This is a genomic window from Bradyrhizobium sp. 137, from assembly GCF_023074095.1.
Lineage (GTDB): Bacteria > Pseudomonadota > Alphaproteobacteria > Rhizobiales > Xanthobacteraceae > Bradyrhizobium.
In genome coordinates, this window is sequence record NZ_JADPKU010000122.1 from 34,952 (window position 1) to 56,344 (window position 21,393).

A 21,393-nucleotide genomic window follows, 5' to 3' on the forward strand; every position below is an offset into this window, starting at 1 on the left:
CGTGCATCAGCGGATAGCCGCTGACCGGATCGAGCGGCCATTGTTCGCTCGTGATGCCCGGCGGCAGCCAATAGACCCAGCCGTGATCGCGCGCACGTCGGCGGGACGGTCCAGCATCTGCAAATCATACGCACGCGAAGGCAAGGCAAACGCCACGATCGTCTCCATCCGATTCTGACCTCGCCGTTGAGGCGATGGTCAGTCGCGAGGAGGCGGGATGTGGTTCGTGGGGATGTGGGGGATGCTGCCATCCTGCCAGTGTTTTGCCCGACGTGTCAAACCACGCCAGCACCCGCGCGAGGCCCTCGTAAGTCATTGATCTTGCAGCCCCCGCCTACTGTGCATGGGGTTGTTTTCGCACTTTTGTCTTGGCTAGCCTCGCCGCCGCACCGCGGCCGCATTCACCACGTTCTCCACCTCCTCGCGCCAGGACAAGATTTCCATCGCGAGCACGGGGTGATTGAAGCCCTTGAGATGGAGATCGTCGAGGGCGCGGGCTTCGACCCAGGGTTCGACCATGCCGTAGACGCGGCGGCTCACCACGATCTGGTTGGGCTTGGCCTCGCCGCAGAGGCGGGAGGCGAGGTTGGTGACGCTGCCGATCGCGGCATATTCCAGCCGCTGCTCGAAGCCGACCTGGCCGAGCGTCGCATAGCCGAGCGCAATGCCGATGCCGAAGCCGAGGCTATGGCCGCGGTTGCGCCAGCGCTCGGTCAACGGGCCTATGGTGTCGCGCATCTCCGCCGCCATCTTCACGGCGCGCTTTGTGTGGTCCTCGAATTGAATCGGCGCGTTGAACAGGATCATCACGCCGTCGCCGGCATATTTGTCGAGCGTGCCCTCATACTTGAAGATCAGCTTGCCGAGCGCGGCGTGATATTCGCGCAGCACGTTCATCGCCTCTTCCGGCTCGGTCGCTTCCGTGAACGCGGTGAAGCCGCGCAGGTCGCAGAATACCACGGTCACCTCGCGGCGCTGGCTGGTGAGCAGCCCCTCGGGGCTGTCCGAGGAGGCGATCAGCTGCGCGACCTGCGGCGCCAGGAAACGCTCGAGCTTGCGGATGCGCTCGATCTCGCCGAGCTGGGTCTTGACCCGCGCCTCCAGCGACTTGTTCCAGTCCTTGAGCTGCTCGGTCTGCTCGCGCAGCTTGTCGGCCTGGGCGCGCACGGTCTCGTTCGCCGCCTCCAGCGCGCGGCTCTTGTGATCGACCTCGGTGAACAGCCGCGCATTGCGCATCGCCAGCACCGCCTGGTTGGCAAAGGTGCGCATCAGGCCGATGATGCTGGGGGCGAATTCGCCGCTTGCGCGGCGCAGCACCACCAGCGAACCGAGCGTGCCCTGCTGGTCGACCAGCGGCACCACCAGCACCGAATGGAAGCCGGCATTGACGGCGACGTCGCGCAACGGCTGCTCGAAGGCATGGTCGAGATCGGCCAGCGCGATCGGCTCGCCGCTCACCGCCGCATCGCTCAGGATGTTCTCGCCTTCGTCGATGATGAGGTGGGCACCGTCGGCCGATTTGCCGATGCCATTGGCCTCGACGAGGCTGAAGCGGCGCTGTTCCGCGTCATAGCCGAAGATCAGCACGGCATCGGCACGGGTGATCTCGATGGCGCGGGCGGCGATCGTCGGCAGCACGGCATCGAGATCGAGCGAGGAGGCGACCGCGCGGCCGACCTCTTCCAGCACCTTGAGCTCGTGGATCGACTGCGCGAGATCACGGGTGCGCTCCTCGACCTTGGTCTCCAGGTTCGAATAGGTCTCCTGGATCTGATCGGCCATGCGGTTGAACTGGCTTGCGAGGTCTTCCAGCTCGTCCGAGGTGCGCACATCGATGCGATGACTGAAATCTCCCTCGCCAAGCTTGTGGGCGCCGTCGCGCAGCGCCGTGATCGGGATGATCATGCGGCGGGCGAGCAGCGTGCCGGCGAGGATCGCGACCATCAGGCCCATGCCGATCAGGAGCGCGATGCGCACGAGCTGGTCGCGGATCGGCATCAAGGCCTGTGTGGCCGGCTGCTCGAACAATACGCTCCAGCCGAGCTTCGGCACCGTGCTCGCGGCGCTCATCACCGCATGGCCGTTGAAGTCGGTGCCCGACGTGTCCGGCTCGCCGCCGGGCGCGATCGCGGCCGCGACCTGCGGCAGCTTCGACAGATCCTTGCCGACATCGGGCCCTCTAGAGGACGTCGCCAGCACGCGGCCACGCGGGTCGACCACATAGGCAAAGGCGGCCTTGCCGACCTGGGCGTCGGACAGGAGCTCGGAGAGGAAGCTGAGATCGATCTCGGCGACAGTGACGCCGGCGTTGAAGCCGGAATGCGCCACCGAGATCGACATGTAAGGGGTTCGGTCGGCGAACCAGGCCGGCGCGTAGCTGACGCCGCGGGCGACGGTGTCGGTGAAGCGCATGTCGCGGGAGAGGTCGGCATTGCTCCCCGTCGTGGTCGACTGGCGCGAGACGCGCAGCACCTCGCGGCCCTCGCCGTTGAGCTGGAACAGTTGGCTGACGACCGAGACCTGGTGCAGGAGCGACGCGTAGTCGGCACGGCGCTTCTCGAGCGTATCCTGGCTCGCCCGCGTCACCCAGCTGATCTGGCGCTCGAGCTCCGAGATCGACTGCTCGACCCGCCGGCCAGCGCCTTGCGCCTTGTCCTCCAACCCGTCGATCAGCGACGTCCTGGTGGCGCGGTAGGAGATCCAGGTCTCCATCGCGCCGTTGACGGCGAGCACGAACACGACGAGGCCGACGAGGGAGACAACGTATTTGGCGAACAGGCCCTCGCGTAAAAACCGTGTCTTGTCGTTCGCTCCTGCCATCCCGATCCTCTCGCGCCGCCATTGACGCTGCGCGCTACGGGCCGCACCGGCCCTGGCAGCCTTCTACCACAATTCGGGCCAAGGATTGCCAAGGGGCCCGACCGAGCCGCCGTTGTGGTTACCCGCTGTGGGCGCCGGGGCAGGTGGAAAGGCAGCGCGTGGAAAAGGGGTGAATTGCAGCGGCTTCCTCCATACGGAGAGAAGCCGGGGCAGGCAGGCCGATGTAAGGGATCGCTGTGGAGCCCAGTGCGCGGGTCCGTCAATCATCGATTGAAGAGCTGCCGCAGCACGTCGTTCATTGGCTGACTGTCCTGCTGTACCACCGGCGGGTCCTCCAGGGCGGGGGCGGCAGGCGAGGCCTGTGGCGCCGGCGTGGGTGGCGGCGCCGGCAGGCTGCGGCTGCGGCCGGTGCCAGCGCCGGCCCCGGCGCCGCTGGAAAGCCCCTGCTGGATTAGATTGCCGATGGCTTCGCCCAAGGGGCCGCCGAGCAGATTGTTCTGTCCCGGCTGCGAACCTTGTGGATTGGCGGTCGCGTTGCCACTGCCCGGTGCGGTGCCGCCCAACCCCAGGCCGCCCAGGATATTGCCAAGCCCGCCGCCATCGGGGCCGAACAGGCCCTTGCCCATCTCGCGCAGCTTGGCATAGGCGGCATCCGGATTGTCGAGCACGCCGGCCATGTCGGGATAGATCCGCGGCTGCGACCAGGTGCCCTGGATCATCACGGGGATGCCGAAGCCGACCGGATCGGAGGTACGGCCCTGACCCTCGGTCGTCATCACGAGCTTGGGCTCGACGCGGAAGCCCATCATCTTGGTGTCAAGGGCGATGGTGCCGGCGCCGGTGACGCGCACCAGCGGCCCGATCAGATTGAGATCGGTCGTCACCGCCTGGCCCTTGTCGATGCGGAAGGAGGCCGAGAGCTGCGACAGGTCCGTGCTCTGGTCCCGGCTGGGGTCCTGGTCTTGTTGCCAGCCGGACAGCGTGCCCGTGGTCAGCGAGCGGATCATCTGCGCAACGTTGATGCCGCGGATCGCGCCGTCCTGGAAATTGACGAAGGCCGTGCCCTGCATGTTCGCCATCAGCGCGCGCTGGCTGGTGCCGGCGCTGCGCAAAGCGAGCTTGGCCTGCAGCTTGCCGTCGATGCGGTCGAATTCGGCAAGCCCCTGGAGCAGCGGCAGCGCGCGCACGCCCACGAGGTCGGAATGCATGGCGAAGCTCGGCGCGCCGGTGGTCGCGTCCAGGATCACCTCGCCCGAGACCTGGCCGCCATAGGCGCCGAGATTGGCGGTGCCGGCCTTCAGTACGCCGCCGGCGAGTTTTGCATCGAGCGCGAGCGGCGAAAGCCGCGCATCACTGATCACGGCTTCGTTCGCCGAGATCCTGATCTGGGCATCGACATAATTGAGCCCGGAGACGTCGATCGGCGCATTGCTCCAGGGTTGTCCGGCTGCGCCCTCCGGCGATTTCGCCAGCGGAATCGCGAGCCGCTGGAAGTCGAGATCGACCTTGACCAGCGGCTTGCTCGCGATATCGACCGAAGCCCAGCCGTTGAAGGGACTGTCGCCGAGCCTGCCGTTCAGGCCGTTGATCATCAAGATGTCGCCGCTCAGCCGGATCTCGGCGTGACCTGCGAGCTGGGACTTCAGCACGTCAGGCATGTCGATGGCGAAGTCGACCGGGATCGTCGGCCGGTCGCCGGCCGCCGCCGGCGTAGTCCCCTTGATGTCGAACTTGGTTGGATGTTCGCCGACGCGCGCGGCGCCGGTGATGTTGACTTTGCGATCGCCACCAACGATCGCCTCGGCGTTGATGGCGCTGATGCGGCCCTCGACGCGATCGCGCACGCGCGCGAATGCAATCTCGCCGTCGGTGATCTTGACGCGGTCGATGGTCGCGCCATTCGTGTCGAGCGCGAGCGGCTTCGTCGCGGTGCCGGCATTCGGCAGGCGCTCACGCAGCAGCGGCTGGTAAAGCACGGGATGGGTGACGACGAGCTCGCTGATCTTCGGCCGGCCCGACCACACGCTGGAGAGCGACATGTCGGCCTGCACGCTAGCGACCGTCAGGCGCGTGATGCCGCTGCGGTCCTTCGGGTCTTGCAGCGTGAGGTCGCCCAGGGTGACGTTCAGCGTCGGCCACAGGCTGATCTTCGTGGTGCCGTCGATCGACAGGCGATAGCCGGTCGCGCTCTCGACCCGCGTGGCAATCGTCGAGGTTAGGAAGCCGGAGGGGATTCCGACCACCAGAAGGACTGCGATCACGATGATGACGGCGGCTATTGCCGCGCCGACGAACTTCATAGCTCTCATGTCGACTTCCCAGCGACGGACAATCGGCGGCGAACCCGGCAGATTACCGTCATTTGCACGTGAGTTTATCCCGGGACGGGAAGCGGCTCCAAGCGCGCAAAAATAGTCGGGAGGTGCTGCAAAGTTATGTGACTTATGCCACACTTCTCCGGCGCGGTTTACGCGATCCTAAGCTGATGGTTCCAAGCGATTTGCCAAAGACATTCACGAGTAAATTGACAAGGACATTGAAATGAGCAAGCAGGCCGAATTTGCGGTCATCCTGAAGATGAACGCGATGTTCGCTGACCTCGGCGCGGACGAACTCCAGCGGCTGTCCGGTCTCTGCCACACCGAGCATCTGGCGAGCGGCGAGGTGCTGTTTCAGAAGGGCGATCCAGGAGACGCGCTGTTCGGCGTGCGCCGCGGCCAGGTCCGCATCGAGACCGGCGCCTCCGACGGCAGCCGGCTGACGCTGAACTTCATGGGGCCGGGCGACCTGTTCGGTGAGGTCGCGGTGCTGGACGGCCAGAGCCGCACGGCCGATGCGACCGCGGGCGAGGCGAGCGAATTGTTCGTGCTGCGGCGCGAGGATTTCCTCGGTTTCCTCGAGCGCGAGCCGAAGGTCGCGATCAAGATCATCGCGCTGCTCTGTCAGCGCATCCGCTGGCAGAGCGAGCGCATGGAGGAATCCATGCTGCAACCGCTGCCGGTCCGGCTGGCGCGGCGGCTCTGCGCGCTCGCCGCCGATTTCGGCTCGGAGGTGCACATCTCGCAGGAGCAGCTCGGCGTCTTCGTCGGCGCCGCCCGTGAAAGTGTCAACCGCCAGCTTCAGGCCTGGCGCAAGGAGGCAATCCTCGATCTCCAGCGCGGCCGGATATTGCTGAGGAACATGACGAAGCTGACCGCGATCGCACGGAACGAGTAGAATCAAGCGATCGGGAGTCTGCGCCGACGCACACGTTCCCGGTCGATCGTGATGATGCTATCCTGGATTTCGTTCTCAGGCAGGGCAGATAAAACCTCCGCCAATCGGGCCCGGACGGCCGCTTCCGTCCAGTCGCCCCCTCGGAATAGAATGAGACTTGGGCTGTCACTTCCCGCAGTCGCGATCAGGCGAGGGTAGTCGAGATCCGCCGTGATGATCGTGCGATCCTCCTGTCTGTCACGATCGATGATCTCCACATCGCTTGCAGAATGAAAGCCAATCGCGGAAGCATGCACCGCATCATGCCCCATCTCTGCCAGCCAGTGCGACAGTAAGGGCGAGAGGGGCATGTCGATGATGAATTTCACTTCGCCGTAACAGCGGGGTGCAGCTCGACGGATTCATCCTCGGCAAGGAAGGCCGCGTAGCGCAACGCTTCGTCGATGTCTTCACGTTCGAGATACGGGTAGTCGTTCAACACGGATTCACGTGTTTCGCCGGCAGCCAACAAGCCGAGCAGCCGCGCGACCGGAAATCGCATCCCGCGAATACAGGGCTTGCCGGTGCAGACCGCAGGATCGATCGTGATACGCGAGAAAGTCATGGGGCTAACATAGCGCATGGAGGCGCCGTTCGCCAGTGTGTGCTCTGGTTAGCTCGCCGGGATTTCACTCCGCCGCTGGGCGCGCGATGTTCTTCGGCGTCGGCGCCGCTTCCGCCGGCGCTGCTCCGTGATGACCGGGGGCTATCGCGTCCTCGCTGTGCACGATCAACCGCTTGGCGAAGCGCCAGATCAGGGCGCCGAGATCGTCCATCACCATGAACATTGCAGGCACGAACACCAGCGACAGGATGGTCGAGAAGATCAGGCCGCCGATCACCGCGAGCGCCATCGGTGAGCGGAACTCGCCGCCCGCGCCTACCGCGAGCGCGCTCGGCATCATTCCCGCGGCCATTGCGATCGTGGTCATCACGATGGGGCGGGCGCGCTTCATGCCGGCGTCGATCATGGCCTCCTCGCGCGGCTTGCCGGCGCGAATGGCTTCGATGGCGAACTCCACCAGCATGATCGCGTTCTTGGTGACGATGCCCATCAGCATCAGGATGCCGATCCACACCGGCGTGGTGAGCTGCTTGCCGGTGACGAGCAAGGCGGCGATCGCGCCGCCGATCGAGAGCGGCAGCGAGAACAGGATGGTGATCGGCTGGAGGAAAGTGCCGAACAGCAGCACCAGCACGGCGTAGACCATCATCAGGCCGGCCGTGATCGCGGTCGCAAAACCGTCGGACAGCTCGTTCAGGCTCTCGGCGTCGCCGGAGGGTGAGACTTTCACGCCTTTCGGCAGACTCTTCATCACCGGCAGGTCGTAGATCTTCTTGGTGGCATCGCCGAGCGCGGCGGAGCCGACGAGGTCGGCCGCAACGGTCGCCTGCCGCTCGCGGTCGTAGCGGTTGATGCTGGTGGGGCCTTGGTCGAGCTTGACGTCGGCGATGACCGAGAGCGGCACGCCGCCCTTCTCGCCGTGCTCCCCGAGCGGGACACGGAGCTGCTCGAGCGTCTTCAGATTGCCGCGCGCGGCGTCTTCGAGCTGCACGCGGATCGGCACCAGGCGGTCGCCGACGTCGAACTTGGCGAGTGCAGGCCCGACGTCGCCGATGGTGGCGACGCGGATGGTCTGCGACAGGCTTTCGGTCGAGACGCCGAGCCGCGCGGCGAGATCGGCGCGCGGCTCGATGCGCAGCTCGGGTCGCTCCAGCGAGGTTTCCGAGATCACGTTGGAGATGGTGGGAATGCGCTTCATCTGCGTCGCAAGCTCGCTCGCGACGTTGTTGACGATGTTGGGATCCACACCGGTCACCACCAGCGAGATCGCGCGCAGGCCGTTCTCGTCGAGGAACCAGAAGCGGATGTCGGGAACGTTCTCCAGCTCCTGGCTGATCGAGAACTCGAGCTCGCGCTGGGTAATGTCGCGGCTGTCCTTGGGCGTGTAGTTGATGATCAGGGCGGCGCGCCGGACTTCCTGGGTGCCCGGCGGGACGCGCCCGCCGTCGACGAAGATGCTCTTCACCTCGGGCCGCTTACGCAGCCGTGCGACGATGTCCTCGGTGACCTTTTCGGTATAGGCGAGCTGAGTGCCAGGCGGCAGCTCGAGGGCAAGCAGCGAGCGGGCGCTGTCCTGCGCCGGCAGGAAGCCCTGCGGCAGCAGCGTTATGCTCCAGATCGAGGCGGCGAAGACGCCGAGCCCGATCAGCACCGTGATAAAATGGTGCTTCACCGACCAGGCCACGATCCCATGATAGGACCGCAAGATGCGGCCGGGCGGCGGCTCCACATGCGTGTGGTGCTTGAGAAAGTAGGCGGCTAGCACCGGGGTGACGAAGCGGGCCGCCAGCAGCGAGAAGAATACTTGCACCGAAACGGTGATGCCGAACTGCTTGAAGAACTGTCCCGCGATGCCCGACATGAAGCTCGCGGGTGCGAAGATCGCGATGATGGTCAGCGAGATCGCGATCACCGCGAGGCCGATCTCATCGGCGGCCTCCAGCGCGGCACGGTAGGGCGACTTGCCCATGTTCATGTGCCGGACGATATTCTCGATCTCGACGATGGCGTCGTCGACCAGAATACCCGTCGACAGCGTGATGGCGAGAAAGCTGACGAGGTTCAGCGAGAAGCCGAGCAGGTCCATCGCCCAGAACGCCGGGAAGATCGACAACGGCAGCGAAATCGCGGCGATGATGGTCGCGCGCAGGTCGCGCAGGAACAGGAGCACAATGACGACGGCGAGGATGGCGCCTTCGAACAGGGTCGAGATCGCAGCGTGGTAATTGCCCTTGGTATATTCGACCGAAGTGTCGATCAGCTTCAGATCGACGTCGGGATAGGAGGCCTTCAGCGCGTCGATGCGCTTTTGCACGGCCTCGGCTACCTTCACGTCGCTGGCGCCCTTGGAGCGCTTGATGCCGAGCGCGACCACCGGCTCGCCGTTGAAGCGGGCGAAGGTGCGACGGTCGGCAATGGTGTCGGTGACGGTGCCAAGATCGTCGAGCCGGACCTCGCCGCCGCCGAACAGCGGGATCATTGTGCCGGCAAGATCGCCCAGCGTCTTGGCGCCGGCGAGCGTGCGGATGGCCTGGTCGTTCTTGCCGATCTCGGCGCGGCCGCCGGCGACGTCGACATTGGTGCCGCGCAGGCTCTGGCTGACATTGACCGCGGTCAGTCCCATCGCCTGCAATCGATCGGGGTCGAGCGAAACCAGGATCTCGCGCTCGACGCCGCCGATGCGCTCGACCTGGGCGACGCCGCGCACACCCTGCAGCGCGCGCTTGACCACGTCGTCGACGAAATAGGAGAGCTGCTCGGGCGTCTTGCCGGGCGAGATCGCGGCATAGGTGACAATCGGCAGGCCGATGACGTCGACGCGCTGGATCAGCGGCTCAGTGACGTTCTGCGGCAGGTTGGAGCGCACGCGCGTCACCGCGTCCTTGACGTCGTTGAGCGCGCGGTCCGTGTTGGTCTCCAGCGCGAACTGGATCGTGGTGACCGACAGGCCGTCGGTGATCGAGGAGGTGATGTGCCGCACGCCCTCGACGCCGGAGACGGCGTCTTCAACCGTCTTGGTGACCTGGGATTCCAGCTCGGCAGGCGCAGCGCCGAATTGCGATACGGCGACCGAGATCACGGGAATGTCGGCCGACGGCAGCCGCGTCACCGCAAGCTTGGTGAAGGAGGTCCAGCCGAGGATCAGGAGGATGATCGAGAAGACGACCGACGGCAACGGATTGCGGATCGACCATGCCGAGATATTGAGAGCCATCAGCGTACCCGCGTGCGATCGAGTTCATCGGCGAACATGGTTTTGATCTGGTCGCCATCATGGAGCGAAGAGCCGGCGTCGGCGACAACGATTTCGCCGACCTCGAGCCCTTCCAGGATTTCCGTCGCGCTGTCGGACGATAGTCCGACCCGCACCTTGCGCGTCTCGACAATGTTGCCCTTGACGACTTGCACGGTGAGATGGTCGATCGCGGTCTTGGGGATCGAGACGCCGCAGCTTCGCTTGGCATCGATCGAGGCGCGGGCGAATACGCCGACCTTCAGCGAGGGATTGTTGGTGACGCTGATGCGGACGCGCCCGAGCTGGGTCGTGCGGTCGATTTCGGGCGCAACCAGCCGGACCCGGCCGATCAGATCGGGCGCGTCGTCGCGGCTGATGCGCACGGTCGCGCCGGAGCTGAGCTTGGGCATGTGAACCGCCGGGACCTGGGCGTCGAGCTCGATCTCGCTGTTGACGGCGATGCGGAACATCGGGCCGGCCTGCGGCGAGGCCGGCGCGCCGACGATGGTGCGGACCTCGGTGATGAGGCCCGGCGCGGGCGCCTTCAGCGAGATCGGGCCTTGCGGGCCGGGCCGCTGCGGTTGGCCCGGGATCTGCGGCGGCGCGGTCAGGCGGGCCAGTTCCTGATTGTCGGTGACAACAGTGCCTTCGGTGACGAAGAGGTCCGTAACCCGAGAGCCTTCCTGGTCGGCCACGACCACGGCCTCGCGGCGCGGCACGAAGAAGCCGGTCACCCGCACGAGATCGGAGAAGCAGGCATTGGTCGACTTCGTCACGATGACGAGCGCCTCGCCCGGCGTTTCCTTCGCCTCAGGGCGATGCCGATGCTCAAACAGATAATAGCCGAGGCCGAGCGCCACGACGAACACCACCGTTCCCGCCGGCTTGAGATATTCGGAAAGGTTCATCGCCGGATCATCCTGGCCTGGCTCACGGCCGTCCGTACGAGGCCTATCGAGAGCGTTTCCCTGAAATAAAGTGGCGTCCCGCAAGGCTGCGGGACGCGCCCTGGAAGCGAGACGTTACACCACATCACGACTTGTCACTGCAAAGGATTGCGTCGTGCTTACTTGGATGCGGTGGTCTTGTTTTCCATGTTGACGACCTGCACGCGGCGGTTGACCTCCGCCATCGGCTGGTTCGGATCCTTCAGCTTGCTCTTGCCGTAGCCGACGGTGACGAGGTCGGTCGCGGAGATGCCGTACTTGTCGACGAGGTAGCGCTTAATCGAATCGGCGCGGCGCTCCGACAAGTCCTGGTTGTAGGCTTCGCCGCCTGCGGCATCGGTGTGCCCGGCGACCACGAAGGTCGAGCCCTTGAGGTCGGGGCTGGTCAGCGCCCGGCCGAGCGCCTGCACGGACGGCATGGACTTGGCGCTGATATTGGCGGAGTTGTAGTCGAACGTGATCTCGAGATCGATGTTCGGCTTGTCCTTGGCGACCGAGGCGATTTCCTCGCGCTCGGTCGACGACAGCGAACGCGTCGAGCGGCCACGCACGGACTGGATCAGCTTGGTCTCCGCCGCGTTCGGCGCGGGATCGGCCTGCTGAGCGATCGAGAGGCCGCGCGTCAAAGGCTTCTTTGCCGGCGGCGCGAGCGCGCGGACGATCTCGTCCTCGGTGACGTTCTTGCTGTTGCTTTCGTCGCCCGCGACGGCGGGCGAAGCCGGCAGCGACAGAGCGGCGCCGATGGTGATGATGGACAGGATCGCGGTAAGTCCCTTTGCAGCCAATCTCATAGCAGTCCCTCCTGCGCGGCCAGCTCGCGCGTTTCCAAATTCCTGCAATAAGCCCTCGGGAAAGCCCCCCTTGCGGCATCCGCCCATTAGTCTTCCCTGGGCTGTTCAAGGTTCGAGGCGTGTCTTCCCTCAACTCAAAAAAATATCAACGCACTCCGTAACTTGCGAATTCCTGAACGATGTTCGGATCCATCGCCTTGGCATTGGCGATGTCGAGCGCACCTTCCTGGGCGGAGCCGTTGCGCTGCTTGGCAAGGCCGCGTCCGTAGAGCGAGGAGGTCAGGCGGGGATTGATCTTCAGGGCCGCGTCGAAATCGGCGATGGCGTTCTTGACCGCTCCCGATTTCAGGTTGACGAGCCCGCGGCTGTCCAACGCATCGACGAAGTTCGGCCGCAGCCGCAGCGCCTCGTTGCAATCCTTGAGTGCTCCCTGAAGGTCGCCGACCACGGTGCGGGTCCAGCAGCGGTTGTTCAGCGCCTCGACGTCCTTCGCGTTGATGCGGAGCGTATCGTCGAAATCCTTGATGGCGAGGTTGTAGGCGCCCTTGCTGGCATAGACCTGGCCGCGCCGGTACAGCGCGTTCACGTCGTCCGGATTGGCGGCAATTTTGGCTGTCAGGCTCTTGATCGTGGGGTCGTCAGCCAGGACGGCGGGGCTCGGCCCGCCGTCCGCGTTCGGCGCGGGAGCGGGATCAGCCGGCTTCGCGGGCGGCGGCGGTGGCGGCAGGGCGGCCTCGACCTGCGGCTTCGGCGAGGGTGCCGGTGCAGGAGGAGGGGGTGGTGCAGGCGCCGCAACCGTGTCGGCCGGCTTCGTCGGCGGAGGCGGTGTCGGCGGCGCGGGTGATGCCGGCGGCGGGTTGTTGGCGACCACGGCCGGCGGCGCCGGTGGTGGCGTCGTCGACGGCCGCGATCCGCCGGCCCCCGGAATGAACGAGAAATCTTCAGCCAATGAAGAGGATATCCATGGCACCTGCTCGCCGCGCGAGGCGCGAGTAACGCCCATCTTGGTGCGGTTCAGCGTCTCCTCGGCCATCAGATCGGGGACGCGAATTTCCTTCAGCAGCTCCTGGACGAACAGGCTGTGCTCGCCGCCGGCATCCGAGACCACCGAGGCCAGCGCCGCCGAATACATCACCAGGGTGCCATTCGGCGCGATGACCGGGGTCAGGCCGGCCGAGAAGCTGCGGAACCGGCGCTCGAACGGGTTGCGCCTGGAGGCATCGATCAGCGCGATCTTGACGCCGGCACCGCGGGTGTTGAGCTCGCCAAGCACGCTCTCCAGGCTGAACCCGTCGCGGCGCACGTCGGATTCGGTCCAGATCTGCGCATCGACCGGCAGCAAATAGCTTTGACGCGCGGACTGGATGCCGAACCCGCTGAAGAACACCAGCGCCACCGAACCCGGCTTGATCTTACCGTAGAGCTTGTCGAAGGCGCGGTGCATGCCGTCGCCGGTCAGGTTCTCGCCGATCTCGACGGAAAAGCCGTCGCGCTTGAGCTCGTCGGCGACGTCGCGCGCATCGTTTATCGGTTCCTTCAACGGGGCATCCGCATCCGGATATTTGGCGTTGCCGATCACCAGCGCAAAGCGGTCGCCAGCCGCAAGCGTCGGAGCAGTCGGGATAAGCGAGATGAGCAGGGGCAGCAGAAAAAGGAAGCGAATTTTCATAATCAGCGCGGTCCAGCCAAAAAGGCGCCGTTCCAGCTTGCGCCGCGGCGACCTTAACTTACGCTTTAGACATTATCAAACCGGGGACAGGGGGCGTCAACCGCTTGGACATTCGGCTTTATTGCGACGATCGACCCAAAGGCATAGGCACGCTGCGAGTGGAATAAAGGGGGCTGTCATGGTTGTGCTCGATGCATCTGGTGCGATCCTATCTGCGGGATGTTAGGGCAGCCAGGGCGACGAAAATGTGATTGCTCTCACATTGCAGGACCGCGGCCGTCGCAACCCCAGGTGTTTGACCTTTGCTGCGGACAATGGCTTGGTGCGCCGGCTCGTCCCGCAGGTCCACTCAGAAAAAAAACAAAGAGCAGAGGCATGGGAAACGTCTACGAGATCTACGCACTGCGCTATGCGACGATGTCGCCGCGCACTCCTCACATGAACTTCCTCGTGCCCGACCCGCATGACAGCGCGGCACAGGACCTCGATTACTTCGTCTGGCTGATCCGCGGCGGCGACCGCGACATCCTGGTCGATACCGGCTTCAACGCCGAGGAGGCGAGCGCGCGGGCACGCAAGCTGACGCTCAATCCTGTTGACGCGCTGGAGCGCTTTGGTGTCGCCGCGGCCGCGATTCGCGATGTCATCGTGACGCATCTGCATTACGACCATGCCGGCAATCTCGATCGCTTCCCGCATGCGCGCTTCCATCTCCAGGAGCGCGAGATGGCTTACGCGACCGGCCGCTGCATGTGCAATGGCCTCTTGCGCCATCCGTTCTCGGTCGAGCACGTCACGCAGATGGTGCGCCATGTCTATGGCGAGCGCGTTACGTTTTATTCGGGCGACGGCGAGGTCGCGCCCGGCGTGACCGTGCATCGGGTCGGCGGCCATTCCGACGGCTTGCAGGTCGTCAGGGTCGAGACCGCGCGCGGACCGGTGGTGCTGGCGTCCGATGCCGCGCATTACTACGCCAATCTTCAGCGCAAGAGCCCATTCCCGATCGTCTACAATGTCGGCGACATGGCGCAAGGCTGGGAGACGATCGAGCGCCTCGCCGGTCACCCTGATCGATTCATTCCCGGTCATGATCCGATCGTGACGGAGATCTATCCACGCGCCAGCGACAAGATCGATGCCTGGGCGCTGCACCTGCCGCCGACGAGATCGTTTGCGAAGTGACGCGGTAGCGTCATTCCGGGGCGCGCGGAGCGCGAACCCGGAATCTGGAGGTTGTAGCGCGAGATTCCGGGTTCGCCGCTGTCGCGGCGCCCCGGAATGACAGCATCGCCTAATACGCCTGCTTGGCGTCCGCCTCTTCGCTGGTCTGGATCAAGTCGAGGCTCTCTTCGATCTTGCCGAGCAAGGCCGAGAGCTGCTTGCGCTCCTGCGCGGAGAGGCAGGCGAGGATCTCGTCTTCCCGCCGCAGCAATTGCGGGAACAGCTCCTCATAGAGCGCGCGGCCCTTTTTCGTCAGTTGCAGGCGAAATTCGCGGCGATCGGCTTCGTTCTCGACCCGCTCGATCAATCCCTGCTGCAGCAGCGCCGTCACCGCACGGCTGATGGTCGATTTGTGCGTGCGGGTGCATTGCGAGATGAATTGCGCGCTACAGGCGTCGTTGCGGAAGCCGAGCGTGGCGATCACGCGCCACGCCGGAATATCGAGGCCGTGCCGTTCCTGATATTCCACCGCGAGCGCGGAACTCACCTCCGCTGCGAGCCGGTTGAGGCGGAACGGCACGAACTTGAACAGATCGAGCCGAAGCTTTGGCCGCGATGAAGCCTCTTCGGCTTCGCGTGTCCTCAGCGCGATGTCACCGGATGTCCTTGCCAAGCAGAGCGCTCCGAATTCAGTTGACGGCCGGCCGGCTCCGGTCCAAAATAGTTGCACGTGAGACTATCTAGCAGATCAGTCCTCTCCTGACCAGAGCCGAGGTTAGTGCATGGCGCAGGCCAAATCCCAGTTCGGCTACCAACGCCACCCCGATCAGGCTCGTTCGGGCCAGGACCCGGCCGCGCATCCGGTCGTGGTCGTCGGTGCGGGCCCGGTCGGGCTGTCGCTGGCGATCGACCTTGCCCAGCGCGGCCAGCGCGTCGTTCTTCTTGATGATGCCGACCGCATCGGCGAAGGCTCGCGCGCGATCTGCTTCTCCAAGCGTTCGCTGGAATATTGGGACCGGCTCGGCGTCGGCGACCGCATGGTCGAGAAGGGCGTGGTCTGGAGCGTTGGCCGGATCTTCCACGGCGAGTCGCAGCTCTATCAGTTCAACCTGCTGCCTGAGGACGGTCACAAGCGGCCGGCTTTCATCAACCTTCAGCAATATTACGCCGAAGCCTATCTGGTCGATCGTATCCAGGATCTGCCTGCGATCGACCTGCGCTGGCGCAACAAGGTGACGGCGCTGGAGCAACGCAACGATGCCGTCGCGCTGACGATCGAAACGCCCGAGGGCGCCTATCGCCTGCACGCGCGATATGTGGTCGCCTGCGATGGCGCGCGGTCCTCGCTGCGGCAGATGGTCGGTGCCGAGTTCGCGGGACAGGTGTTCGAGGATCAGTTCCTGATCGCCGACGTCAAGATGACCGCCGAATTCCCGACTGAGCGCTGGTTCTGGTTCGATCCGCCGTTCCATGCCGGACGTTCGGCGCTCTTGCACCGGCAGCCTGATGATGTCTGGCGCATCGATCTCCAGCTCAATCGCGACGCCGATCCCGTCGTCGAGAAGAAGCCGGAAAACGTGCGGCCGCGCATCGCGCGCATGCTCGGGCACGACAAGTTCGAGTTCGAGTGGATCTCGCTGTACAAATTCCAATGCCGGCGGATGGACCGGTTCATCCACGGCCGCGTGATTTTTGCCGGCGATTCCGCTCACCAGGTCTCGCCCTTCGGCGCACGCGGCGCGAACTCGGGACTCGAGGACGCCGAGAATCTCTCCTGGAAGCTCGACCGTGTGCTGCGCGGGACTTCGCCCGCGAGCCTGCTCGAGAGCTATCATGCCGAGCGCAGCATGGCGGCTGACGAGAACATCCGCGAATCCACCCGCTCGACCGATTTCATGGCGCCGAACTCGCACCAGGAAGCGCGGCTGCGCAAGGCGGTGCTGTCGCTCGCCAAGGAGACCGAGTTCGGCAAGCGCATGGTCAATGGCGGCCGGCTCTCGGTGCCGTGCAGCTACGACTCCCCGCTGTCCTCGCTCGATGCGGATACGTGGCACGGCGGACCGTCGCCCGGCTGTTCCATGCTCGACGCGCCCGTCGCAACGCGCGCCGGCGAGCAGATCTATCTGACGGATGCCTTCCGCAAGGGTGGAACGGACTTCACCTTGCTGTCGTTCAGCAATGGCGCGCCGACCGATGTGCCCGATGGCATCAAGGGCATCCGCATTGGAGATGAGGGCGGATTTGCCGATCCGTTGGGCCTGGTCGCGAAACGCTACGGCGCCGAGCCGGGCGCCGCCTATCTGCTGAGGCCTGACGGTTATGTTGCGGCGCGCTTCCGCCGCCCGACGCGTGCGACGATCGCGGCCGCGCTGGCGCGGGCCGAAGGCTTGTATTGAGGTTCTGATGCCGCTCTCCACCAGTTCCAACTTCGCGCGCCCCGACGATGCCTTTCGCGCCATCGTCGAGGCCCATCGCGGGCTCACCGACGAGCAGAGTGCCGATTTCGACGCGGCGCTGGTGCTGATCCTCGCCAACCATATCGGCGACATCGACGTGCTGCGGGAGGCGATCGGGCTTGCAAAGCGGCGCATGATCGACGGCCAGCAGCAACAACAGCAACAACAATAACCCAGTGACTTGAAGGACGAATTGATGGCGAAGAACTTCGCATCCACCGGCGATCTCTCCGAGAAGAAGATCACCTTCTCCGAGATCGGTACCGATCTCTATGCGTTCACCGCCGAGGGCGATCCCAACACCGCAATCATCGTCGGCGACGACGGCTGTCTCGTGTTCGATGCGCAGGCGACGCCCGCAATGGCGAACAAGGTGATCGAGCGCGTGCGCACCGTGACCGACAAGCCGATCAAATATGTCGTGCTGTCGCACTATCACGCGGTGCGCGTGCTTGGCGCCTCCGCCTACAAGGCGCAAGGCATCGTCGCCTCGCAGGAGACCTATCGGCTGATCGAAGAGCGCGGCAAGCAGGATTGGGATTCCGAATACGGCCGCTTCCCGCGCCTGTTCCAGGACGCGCAGAGCATTCCAGGCCTGACCTGGCCGACCCTGACCTTCGAGGGCGAGATGTCGATCTATCTCGGCAAACGCGAGGTGCGCCTGATCCAGTTAGGTGCCGGCCACACCTCCGGCGACATCGTCGCCTGGGTGCCGGACGCCGAGGTGATGTTTTCCGGCGATCTCATCGAATATCGCTCGGCCTGCTATTGCGGTGATGCGCATTTGCGCGAATGGCCGCTGACGCTGAACGAGATCCGCAACTTCAATCCCAAGGCGATCGCGCCGGGCCGCGGTGATGCCCTGAAGGGCACAGCCACCGTGCGCGAGGCCATCGCGATGACGCGTGATTTCGTCACAACGCTTTATGGGGCCGCGGAAATCTCCGTCGCCAAGGGGCGCACGCTGAAGGAGACGATGGCGGCGACGCGCGAGGTGATGGATCCGAAATTTTCGAGCTTCGCCATCTACGAGCACTGCCTGCCGTTCAACGTGTCGCGCGCCTATGACGAAGCGTCGGGAATCGACGATCCTGTGATCTGGACCGACAAGCGCGACCAGGAAATGTGGGCAGCGTTGCAAGGAGGAGGATAGTCATGAACATCAACACCTCGCCCGATCAGATCATCCGCAGTTCCGCGCAGGTGACGCCGGGTTACATGTCCGGCTTCGGCAACAGCTTTGAGACCGAGGCGCTGCCGGGCGCGCTGCCGATTGGGCGTAATTCGCCGCAGCGCTGCGCCTACGGGCTCTATGCCGAGCAGCTCTCCGGCTCGCCCTTCACGGCACCCCGCGGCAGCAATGAGCGCTCCTGGCTTTATCGCATTCGTCCATCGGTGAAGCATTCCGGCCGCTTCGAGAAGATCGATGCCGGGCTATGGCGCTCGGCGCCGTGCCATGAATACGATCTGCCGATCGCGCAGCTGCGCTGGGATCCGGCACCGATTCCGCAGGAGGAGATGACCTTCCTGCAGGGCGTGCAGACCATGACGACCGCCGGCGACGTCAACACGCAGGCCGGCATGGCGGCGCATGTCTACCTCATCACCAAGTCGATGGTGGACCAGCACTTCTACGATGCCGACGGCGAGCTGATGTTCGTACTTCAGCAGGGCAATCTGCGTATCGTCACCGAATTTGGCCGCATCGATGCCGAGCCCGGCGAGATCGTGGTGATCCCGCGCGGCGTCAAGTTCCGCGTCGAGATCCCGAACGGTCCGGCGCGCGGCTATCTCTGCGAGAACTATGGCGGCGCTTTCACACTGCCGGAGCGCGGCCCGATCGGCGCCAACTGCCTCGCCAATGCGCGCGACTTCCTCACGCCGGTCGCAAACTACGAGGACAAGGACACGCCGACCGAGCTCTACGTGAAATGGGGCGGCTCGCTGTTCAAGACGCAGCTCGCCCATTCGCCGATCGACGTCGTGGCCTGGCACGGCAATTACGCGCCGTACAAGTACGATCTGCGCACGTTCTCTCCCGTAGGCGCGATCGGCTTCGACCATCCCGACCCCTCGATCTTCACGGTGCTGACCTCACCCTCCGAGACCGCGGGCACCGCGAATATCGACTTCGTGATCTTCCCCGAGCGCTGGATGGTCGCCGAGAACACCTTCCGCCCGCCCTGGTATCACATGAACATCATGAGCGAATTCATGGGGCTGATCTACGGCGTCTACGATGCCAAGCCGCAAGGCTTCGTCCCCGGCGGCATCAGCCTGCACAATTGCATGCTGCCGCACGGGCCGGATCGCGACGCCTTCGAGCACGCCAGCAACGGCGAGCTGAAACCCGTGAAGCTGACCGGCACCATGGCCTTCATGTTCGAAACCCGCTACCCGCAGCGCGTCACTGCGCATGCGGCGAAGTCGTCGACGCTCCAGGACGATTACGCCGATTGCTGGAAGGGCCTGGAGAAGCGGTTCGATCCGAACAGGCCGTAATGCCTCTTACCCTCCCCTGGAGGGGGAGGGTCGCTACGCATGCAGCGAAGCGGAATGCGTGGCGGGGTGGGGTGACGGCTCTCCGCAAGGAACACCGCCCGTGTTGAGAGATCACCCCACCCCGTCTCATATTTCGCTGCGCTCAATATGAGCCGACCCTCCCCCTCCAGGGGAGGGTGACACCGTCACCGCTGCGCCACGGAAAACCTATGCCTCACCCCAACGAACCCAGCCTCCGCTCCTTTATCGACATCGACCCCGCCTCGGACTTTCCGATCCAGAACCTGCCTTATGGTGTGTTCTCGACTGCGGCCAATCCGACGCCGCGCGTGGGCGTCGCGATCGGCAACTACGTGCTCGATCTCTGGGAGCTCGAGCAGGACTCGCGGCTCGATATCAGTCCACTCGGCGTGTTCTCCGGAGCCTCGCTCAATCCGTTCATGGCGCTGGGACCAAACGTCTGGGCCAAGACGCGGGCGCGGATCAGTGAGCTCCTGCGCCACGATCATCCGGAGCTGCGCGACAACGAGGAGCTGCGCAAGCAGGCGCTCGTGCCGATGCGCGATGCAAAACTGCATCTGCCCTTCACCATCTCCGGCTACACCGACTTCTATTCCTCCAAGGAGCACGCCACGAATGTCGGCGTGATGTTCCGTGGCAAGGACAATGCGCTCCAGCCGAACTGGCTACATATGCCGATCGCTTATAATGGCCGAGCCTCGACCGTCGTGGTGTCAGGCACGAAGGTGAAGCGCCCGCGGGGGCAGCTGAAGCCGCCGAATGTGGACTTGCCGAGCTTCGCGCCGTGCAAGCGGCTCGACTTCGAGCTGGAGATGGGCGTCGTCGTTGGTCAGCCGTCGCCGATGGGCGGCATGCTCACCGAGAGCCAGGCCGAGGAGATGATCTTCGGGTTCGTGCTGCTCAACGACTGGAGCGCGCGCGATATCCAGCAATGGGAATATGTGCCGCTTGGTCCGTTCCTGGCAAAAGCATTCGCAACCTCGATCAGCCCATGGGTCGTGACGCGCGAAGCGTTGGAGCCATTCCGGCTCAAGGGGCCGGAGCAGGAGCCGGCGCCGCTCGATTATCTCAAGCAGAGCAAGCCGCAGAACTACGACATCGCGCTCGACGTGTCCTTGCGCACCGCCGGTGCCAACGCCCCCGCCAGCATCAGCCGCACCAATTTCAAGTACATGTACTGGTCGTCGGTGCAGCAGCTCATGCACCACGCCTCCAGCGGTTGCGCCATGAACGTCGGCGATCTCCTTGGGAGCGGCACCATCTCCGGCCCGGAGAAGAACCAGCGCGGCAGCCTCTTGGAAATCAGTTGGAACGGCACCGAGCCCGTGGAGTTGCCCGGCGGCGCCAAACGCTCCTTCCTGGAGGACGGCGATTCGCTCGTCATGCGCGGTTGGTGCCAGGGCAACGGCTATCGCGTGGGGTTTGGCGAAGTGGAGGGGACGATTTTGGCGGCGGAATAACTGGGGAGCGTGGCGCGAGGCTCTATCCACATTCTCCGTCATTGCGAGCCAACGGGTCCGCGCGAAGCGCGGCCCGATGACAGGCTCCGCGAAGCAATCCAGAATCTTTCCATGGCGGCAGTCTGGATTGCTTCGTCGCAAGGGCTCCTCGCAATGACGGCGCGGAGAGAGTTCACCGCTTCTCCGGCGGCACCTCGCGTATCCTCGCGCAATGCGCAGCGACATCTTCCAGGCTGTACTTCAGATGCACCCGCTTGTCGGAGGGCGCCTGCCTGGTCGTGCAGACGCCCGGCCGCCATTCTTGCGTGGGGCGGATCGGGCGCGGCGTAAAGCCGCCGCCGCAGTTTGGGCAGACATTGAAGAGCCTGGTCTCGACGCAGTGCGCGCAGAACGTGCATTCATACGAGCAGATCCGCGCGTCGGTCGCATTCGGCGGCAGGTCGCGATCGCAATATTCGCAGTTCGGTCGAAGCTGGAGGGCCATGGTCGAATCTCCGCGGACTGGCATCAA

General features: G+C 64.7%; 17 protein-coding genes. 7 read left to right on the top strand and 10 right to left on the bottom strand.

Annotated features, from left to right (window positions below):
- Positions 1 to 372: 372 nt before the first annotated feature.
- On the bottom strand, positions 373 to 2,820 hold the full coding sequence (locus IVA78_RS30675) for an adenylate/guanylate cyclase domain-containing protein (RefSeq protein WP_247469192.1): 2,448 nt from the start codon (positions 2,818 to 2,820) through the stop codon (positions 373 to 375).
- A 263-nt stretch (positions 2,821 to 3,083) separates the two neighbouring features.
- On the bottom strand, positions 3,084 to 5,129 hold the full coding sequence (locus IVA78_RS30680) for an AsmA family protein (RefSeq protein WP_247469193.1): 2,046 nt from the start codon (positions 5,127 to 5,129) through the stop codon (positions 3,084 to 3,086).
- 232 nt (positions 5,130 to 5,361) lie between these two features.
- Between IVA78_RS30680 and IVA78_RS30685 the strand changes: the two genes are divergently transcribed.
- Positions 5,362 to 6,036 carry a Crp/Fnr family transcriptional regulator gene (locus IVA78_RS30685; RefSeq protein ID WP_247469195.1) on the top strand — a complete coding sequence of 225 codons (675 nt, stop codon included), beginning with the start codon at positions 5,362 to 5,364 and terminating at the stop codon, positions 6,034 to 6,036.
- A gap of 2 nt (positions 6,037 to 6,038) precedes the next feature.
- Here the strand turns inward: IVA78_RS30685 and IVA78_RS30690 are convergent, their stop codons facing one another.
- From IVA78_RS30690 to IVA78_RS30715, 6 genes are all read right to left on the bottom strand, one after another.
- Complete coding sequence (locus IVA78_RS30690) at positions 6,039 to 6,404, bottom strand: DUF5615 family PIN-like protein (protein ID WP_247469197.1); 366 nt, start codon at positions 6,402 to 6,404, stop codon at positions 6,039 to 6,041.
- Positions 6,401 to 6,658 (bottom strand): DUF433 domain-containing protein, encoded by a 258-nt coding sequence (locus IVA78_RS30695; RefSeq protein ID WP_247469199.1) that lies wholly within the window; start codon positions 6,656 to 6,658, stop codon positions 6,401 to 6,403. The genes IVA78_RS30690 and IVA78_RS30695 overlap by 4 nt, the downstream gene beginning before the upstream one ends.
- Before the next feature lie 46 nt (positions 6,659 to 6,704).
- Positions 6,705 to 9,854, bottom strand: a complete 3,150-nt coding sequence (locus tag IVA78_RS30700; RefSeq protein WP_247469201.1) for an efflux RND transporter permease subunit — start codon at positions 9,852 to 9,854, stop codon at positions 6,705 to 6,707.
- The gene (locus IVA78_RS30705) at positions 9,854 to 10,783 is read right to left on the bottom strand and encodes an efflux RND transporter periplasmic adaptor subunit (RefSeq protein ID WP_247278658.1); all 930 of its coding nucleotides are present in this window, start codon (positions 10,781 to 10,783) and stop codon (positions 9,854 to 9,856) included. The genes IVA78_RS30700 and IVA78_RS30705 overlap by 1 nt, the downstream gene beginning before the upstream one ends.
- 158 nt (positions 10,784 to 10,941) lie before the next feature.
- On the bottom strand, positions 10,942 to 11,613 hold the full coding sequence (locus IVA78_RS30710) for an OmpA family protein (RefSeq protein WP_247469202.1): 672 nt from the start codon (positions 11,611 to 11,613) through the stop codon (positions 10,942 to 10,944).
- A gap of 145 nt (positions 11,614 to 11,758) precedes the next feature.
- A complete protein-coding gene (locus IVA78_RS30715; RefSeq protein WP_247469205.1) occupies positions 11,759 to 13,282 on the bottom strand; it encodes a caspase family protein in 1,524 nt (507 codons plus the stop codon).
- 375 nt (positions 13,283 to 13,657) lie between these two features.
- Between IVA78_RS30715 and IVA78_RS30720 the strand changes: the two genes are divergently transcribed.
- A complete protein-coding gene (locus IVA78_RS30720) occupies positions 13,658 to 14,464 on the top strand; it encodes an N-acyl homoserine lactonase family protein (protein WP_247278661.1) in 807 nt (268 codons plus the stop codon).
- A 109-nt stretch (positions 14,465 to 14,573) separates the two neighbouring features.
- On the opposite strand, the gene IVA78_RS30725 is transcribed toward IVA78_RS30720, so the two are convergent.
- Positions 14,574 to 15,116 carry a MarR family transcriptional regulator gene (locus tag IVA78_RS30725; RefSeq protein WP_247469207.1) on the bottom strand — a complete coding sequence of 181 codons (543 nt, stop codon included), beginning with the start codon at positions 15,114 to 15,116 and terminating at the stop codon, positions 14,574 to 14,576.
- 109 nt (positions 15,117 to 15,225) lie between these two features.
- Here IVA78_RS30725 and IVA78_RS30730 point away from each other — a divergent pair, with 109 nt between their 5' ends.
- The 5 genes from IVA78_RS30730 (at position 15,226) to fahA (ending at position 20,882) form a co-directional block, all read left to right on the top strand.
- Positions 15,226 to 16,839 (top strand): FAD-dependent oxidoreductase, encoded by a 1,614-nt coding sequence (locus IVA78_RS30730; RefSeq protein ID WP_247469209.1) that lies wholly within the window; start codon positions 15,226 to 15,228, stop codon positions 16,837 to 16,839.
- 7 nt (positions 16,840 to 16,846) lie between these two features.
- A complete protein-coding gene (locus IVA78_RS30735) occupies positions 16,847 to 17,071 on the top strand; it encodes a DUF2783 domain-containing protein (RefSeq protein ID WP_131874472.1) in 225 nt (74 codons plus the stop codon).
- 24 nt (positions 17,072 to 17,095) lie between these two features.
- The gene (locus IVA78_RS30740; RefSeq protein WP_247469211.1) at positions 17,096 to 18,052 is read left to right on the top strand and encodes an MBL fold metallo-hydrolase; all 957 of its coding nucleotides are present in this window, start codon (positions 17,096 to 17,098) and stop codon (positions 18,050 to 18,052) included.
- 2 nt (positions 18,053 to 18,054) lie between these two features.
- Positions 18,055 to 19,401 carry a homogentisate 1,2-dioxygenase gene (hmgA, locus tag IVA78_RS30745; RefSeq protein WP_247469213.1) on the top strand — a complete coding sequence of 449 codons (1,347 nt, stop codon included), beginning with the start codon at positions 18,055 to 18,057 and terminating at the stop codon, positions 19,399 to 19,401.
- Between the two features lie 209 nt (positions 19,402 to 19,610).
- The gene (gene fahA / locus IVA78_RS30750; RefSeq protein WP_247469215.1) at positions 19,611 to 20,882 is read left to right on the top strand and encodes a fumarylacetoacetase; all 1,272 of its coding nucleotides are present in this window, start codon (positions 19,611 to 19,613) and stop codon (positions 20,880 to 20,882) included.
- 172 nt (positions 20,883 to 21,054) lie between these two features.
- Here the strand turns inward: fahA and IVA78_RS30755 are convergent, their stop codons facing one another.
- Complete coding sequence (locus IVA78_RS30755) at positions 21,055 to 21,366, bottom strand: DUF1272 domain-containing protein (protein ID WP_247469217.1); 312 nt, start codon at positions 21,364 to 21,366, stop codon at positions 21,055 to 21,057.
- Between the last annotated feature and the right edge of the window lie 27 nt (positions 21,367 to 21,393).

What these genes read in the sequence shown, in the direction of transcription:
- IVA78_RS30680 (WP_247469193.1), bottom strand. Translation starts at nt 5,129, where the DNA reads ATGAGAGCTATGAAGTTCGTCGGCGCGGCAATAGCCGCCGTCATCATC.
- fahA (WP_247469215.1), top strand. Translation starts at nt 19,611, where the DNA reads ATGCCTCACCCCAACGAACCCAGCCTCCGCTCCTTTATCGACATCGAC.
- IVA78_RS30695 (WP_247469199.1), bottom strand. Translation starts at nt 6,658, where the DNA reads ATGCGCTATGTTAGCCCCATGACTTTCTCGCGTATCACGATCGATCCT.
- IVA78_RS30685 (WP_247469195.1), top strand. Translation starts at nt 5,362, where the DNA reads ATGAGCAAGCAGGCCGAATTTGCGGTCATCCTGAAGATGAACGCGATG.
- IVA78_RS30675 (WP_247469192.1), bottom strand. Translation starts at nt 2,820, where the DNA reads ATGGCAGGAGCGAACGACAAGACACGGTTTTTACGCGAGGGCCTGTTC.
- IVA78_RS30740 (WP_247469211.1), top strand. Translation starts at nt 17,096, where the DNA reads ATGGCGAAGAACTTCGCATCCACCGGCGATCTCTCCGAGAAGAAGATC.
- IVA78_RS30755 (WP_247469217.1), bottom strand. Translation starts at nt 21,366, where the DNA reads ATGGCCCTCCAGCTTCGACCGAACTGCGAATATTGCGATCGCGACCTG.
- IVA78_RS30700 (WP_247469201.1), bottom strand. Translation starts at nt 9,854, where the DNA reads ATGGCTCTCAATATCTCGGCATGGTCGATCCGCAATCCGTTGCCGTCG.
- IVA78_RS30720 (WP_247278661.1), top strand. Translation starts at nt 13,658, where the DNA reads ATGGGAAACGTCTACGAGATCTACGCACTGCGCTATGCGACGATGTCG.
- hmgA (WP_247469213.1), top strand. Translation starts at nt 18,055, where the DNA reads ATGAACATCAACACCTCGCCCGATCAGATCATCCGCAGTTCCGCGCAG.
- IVA78_RS30730 (WP_247469209.1), top strand. Translation starts at nt 15,226, where the DNA reads ATGGCGCAGGCCAAATCCCAGTTCGGCTACCAACGCCACCCCGATCAG.
- IVA78_RS30715 (WP_247469205.1), bottom strand. Translation starts at nt 13,282, where the DNA reads ATGAAAATTCGCTTCCTTTTTCTGCTGCCCCTGCTCATCTCGCTTATC.
- IVA78_RS30735 (WP_131874472.1), top strand. Translation starts at nt 16,847, where the DNA reads ATGCCGCTCTCCACCAGTTCCAACTTCGCGCGCCCCGACGATGCCTTT.
- IVA78_RS30710 (WP_247469202.1), bottom strand. Translation starts at nt 11,613, where the DNA reads ATGAGATTGGCTGCAAAGGGACTTACCGCGATCCTGTCCATCATCACC.
- IVA78_RS30705 (WP_247278658.1), bottom strand. Translation starts at nt 10,783, where the DNA reads ATGAACCTTTCCGAATATCTCAAGCCGGCGGGAACGGTGGTGTTCGTC.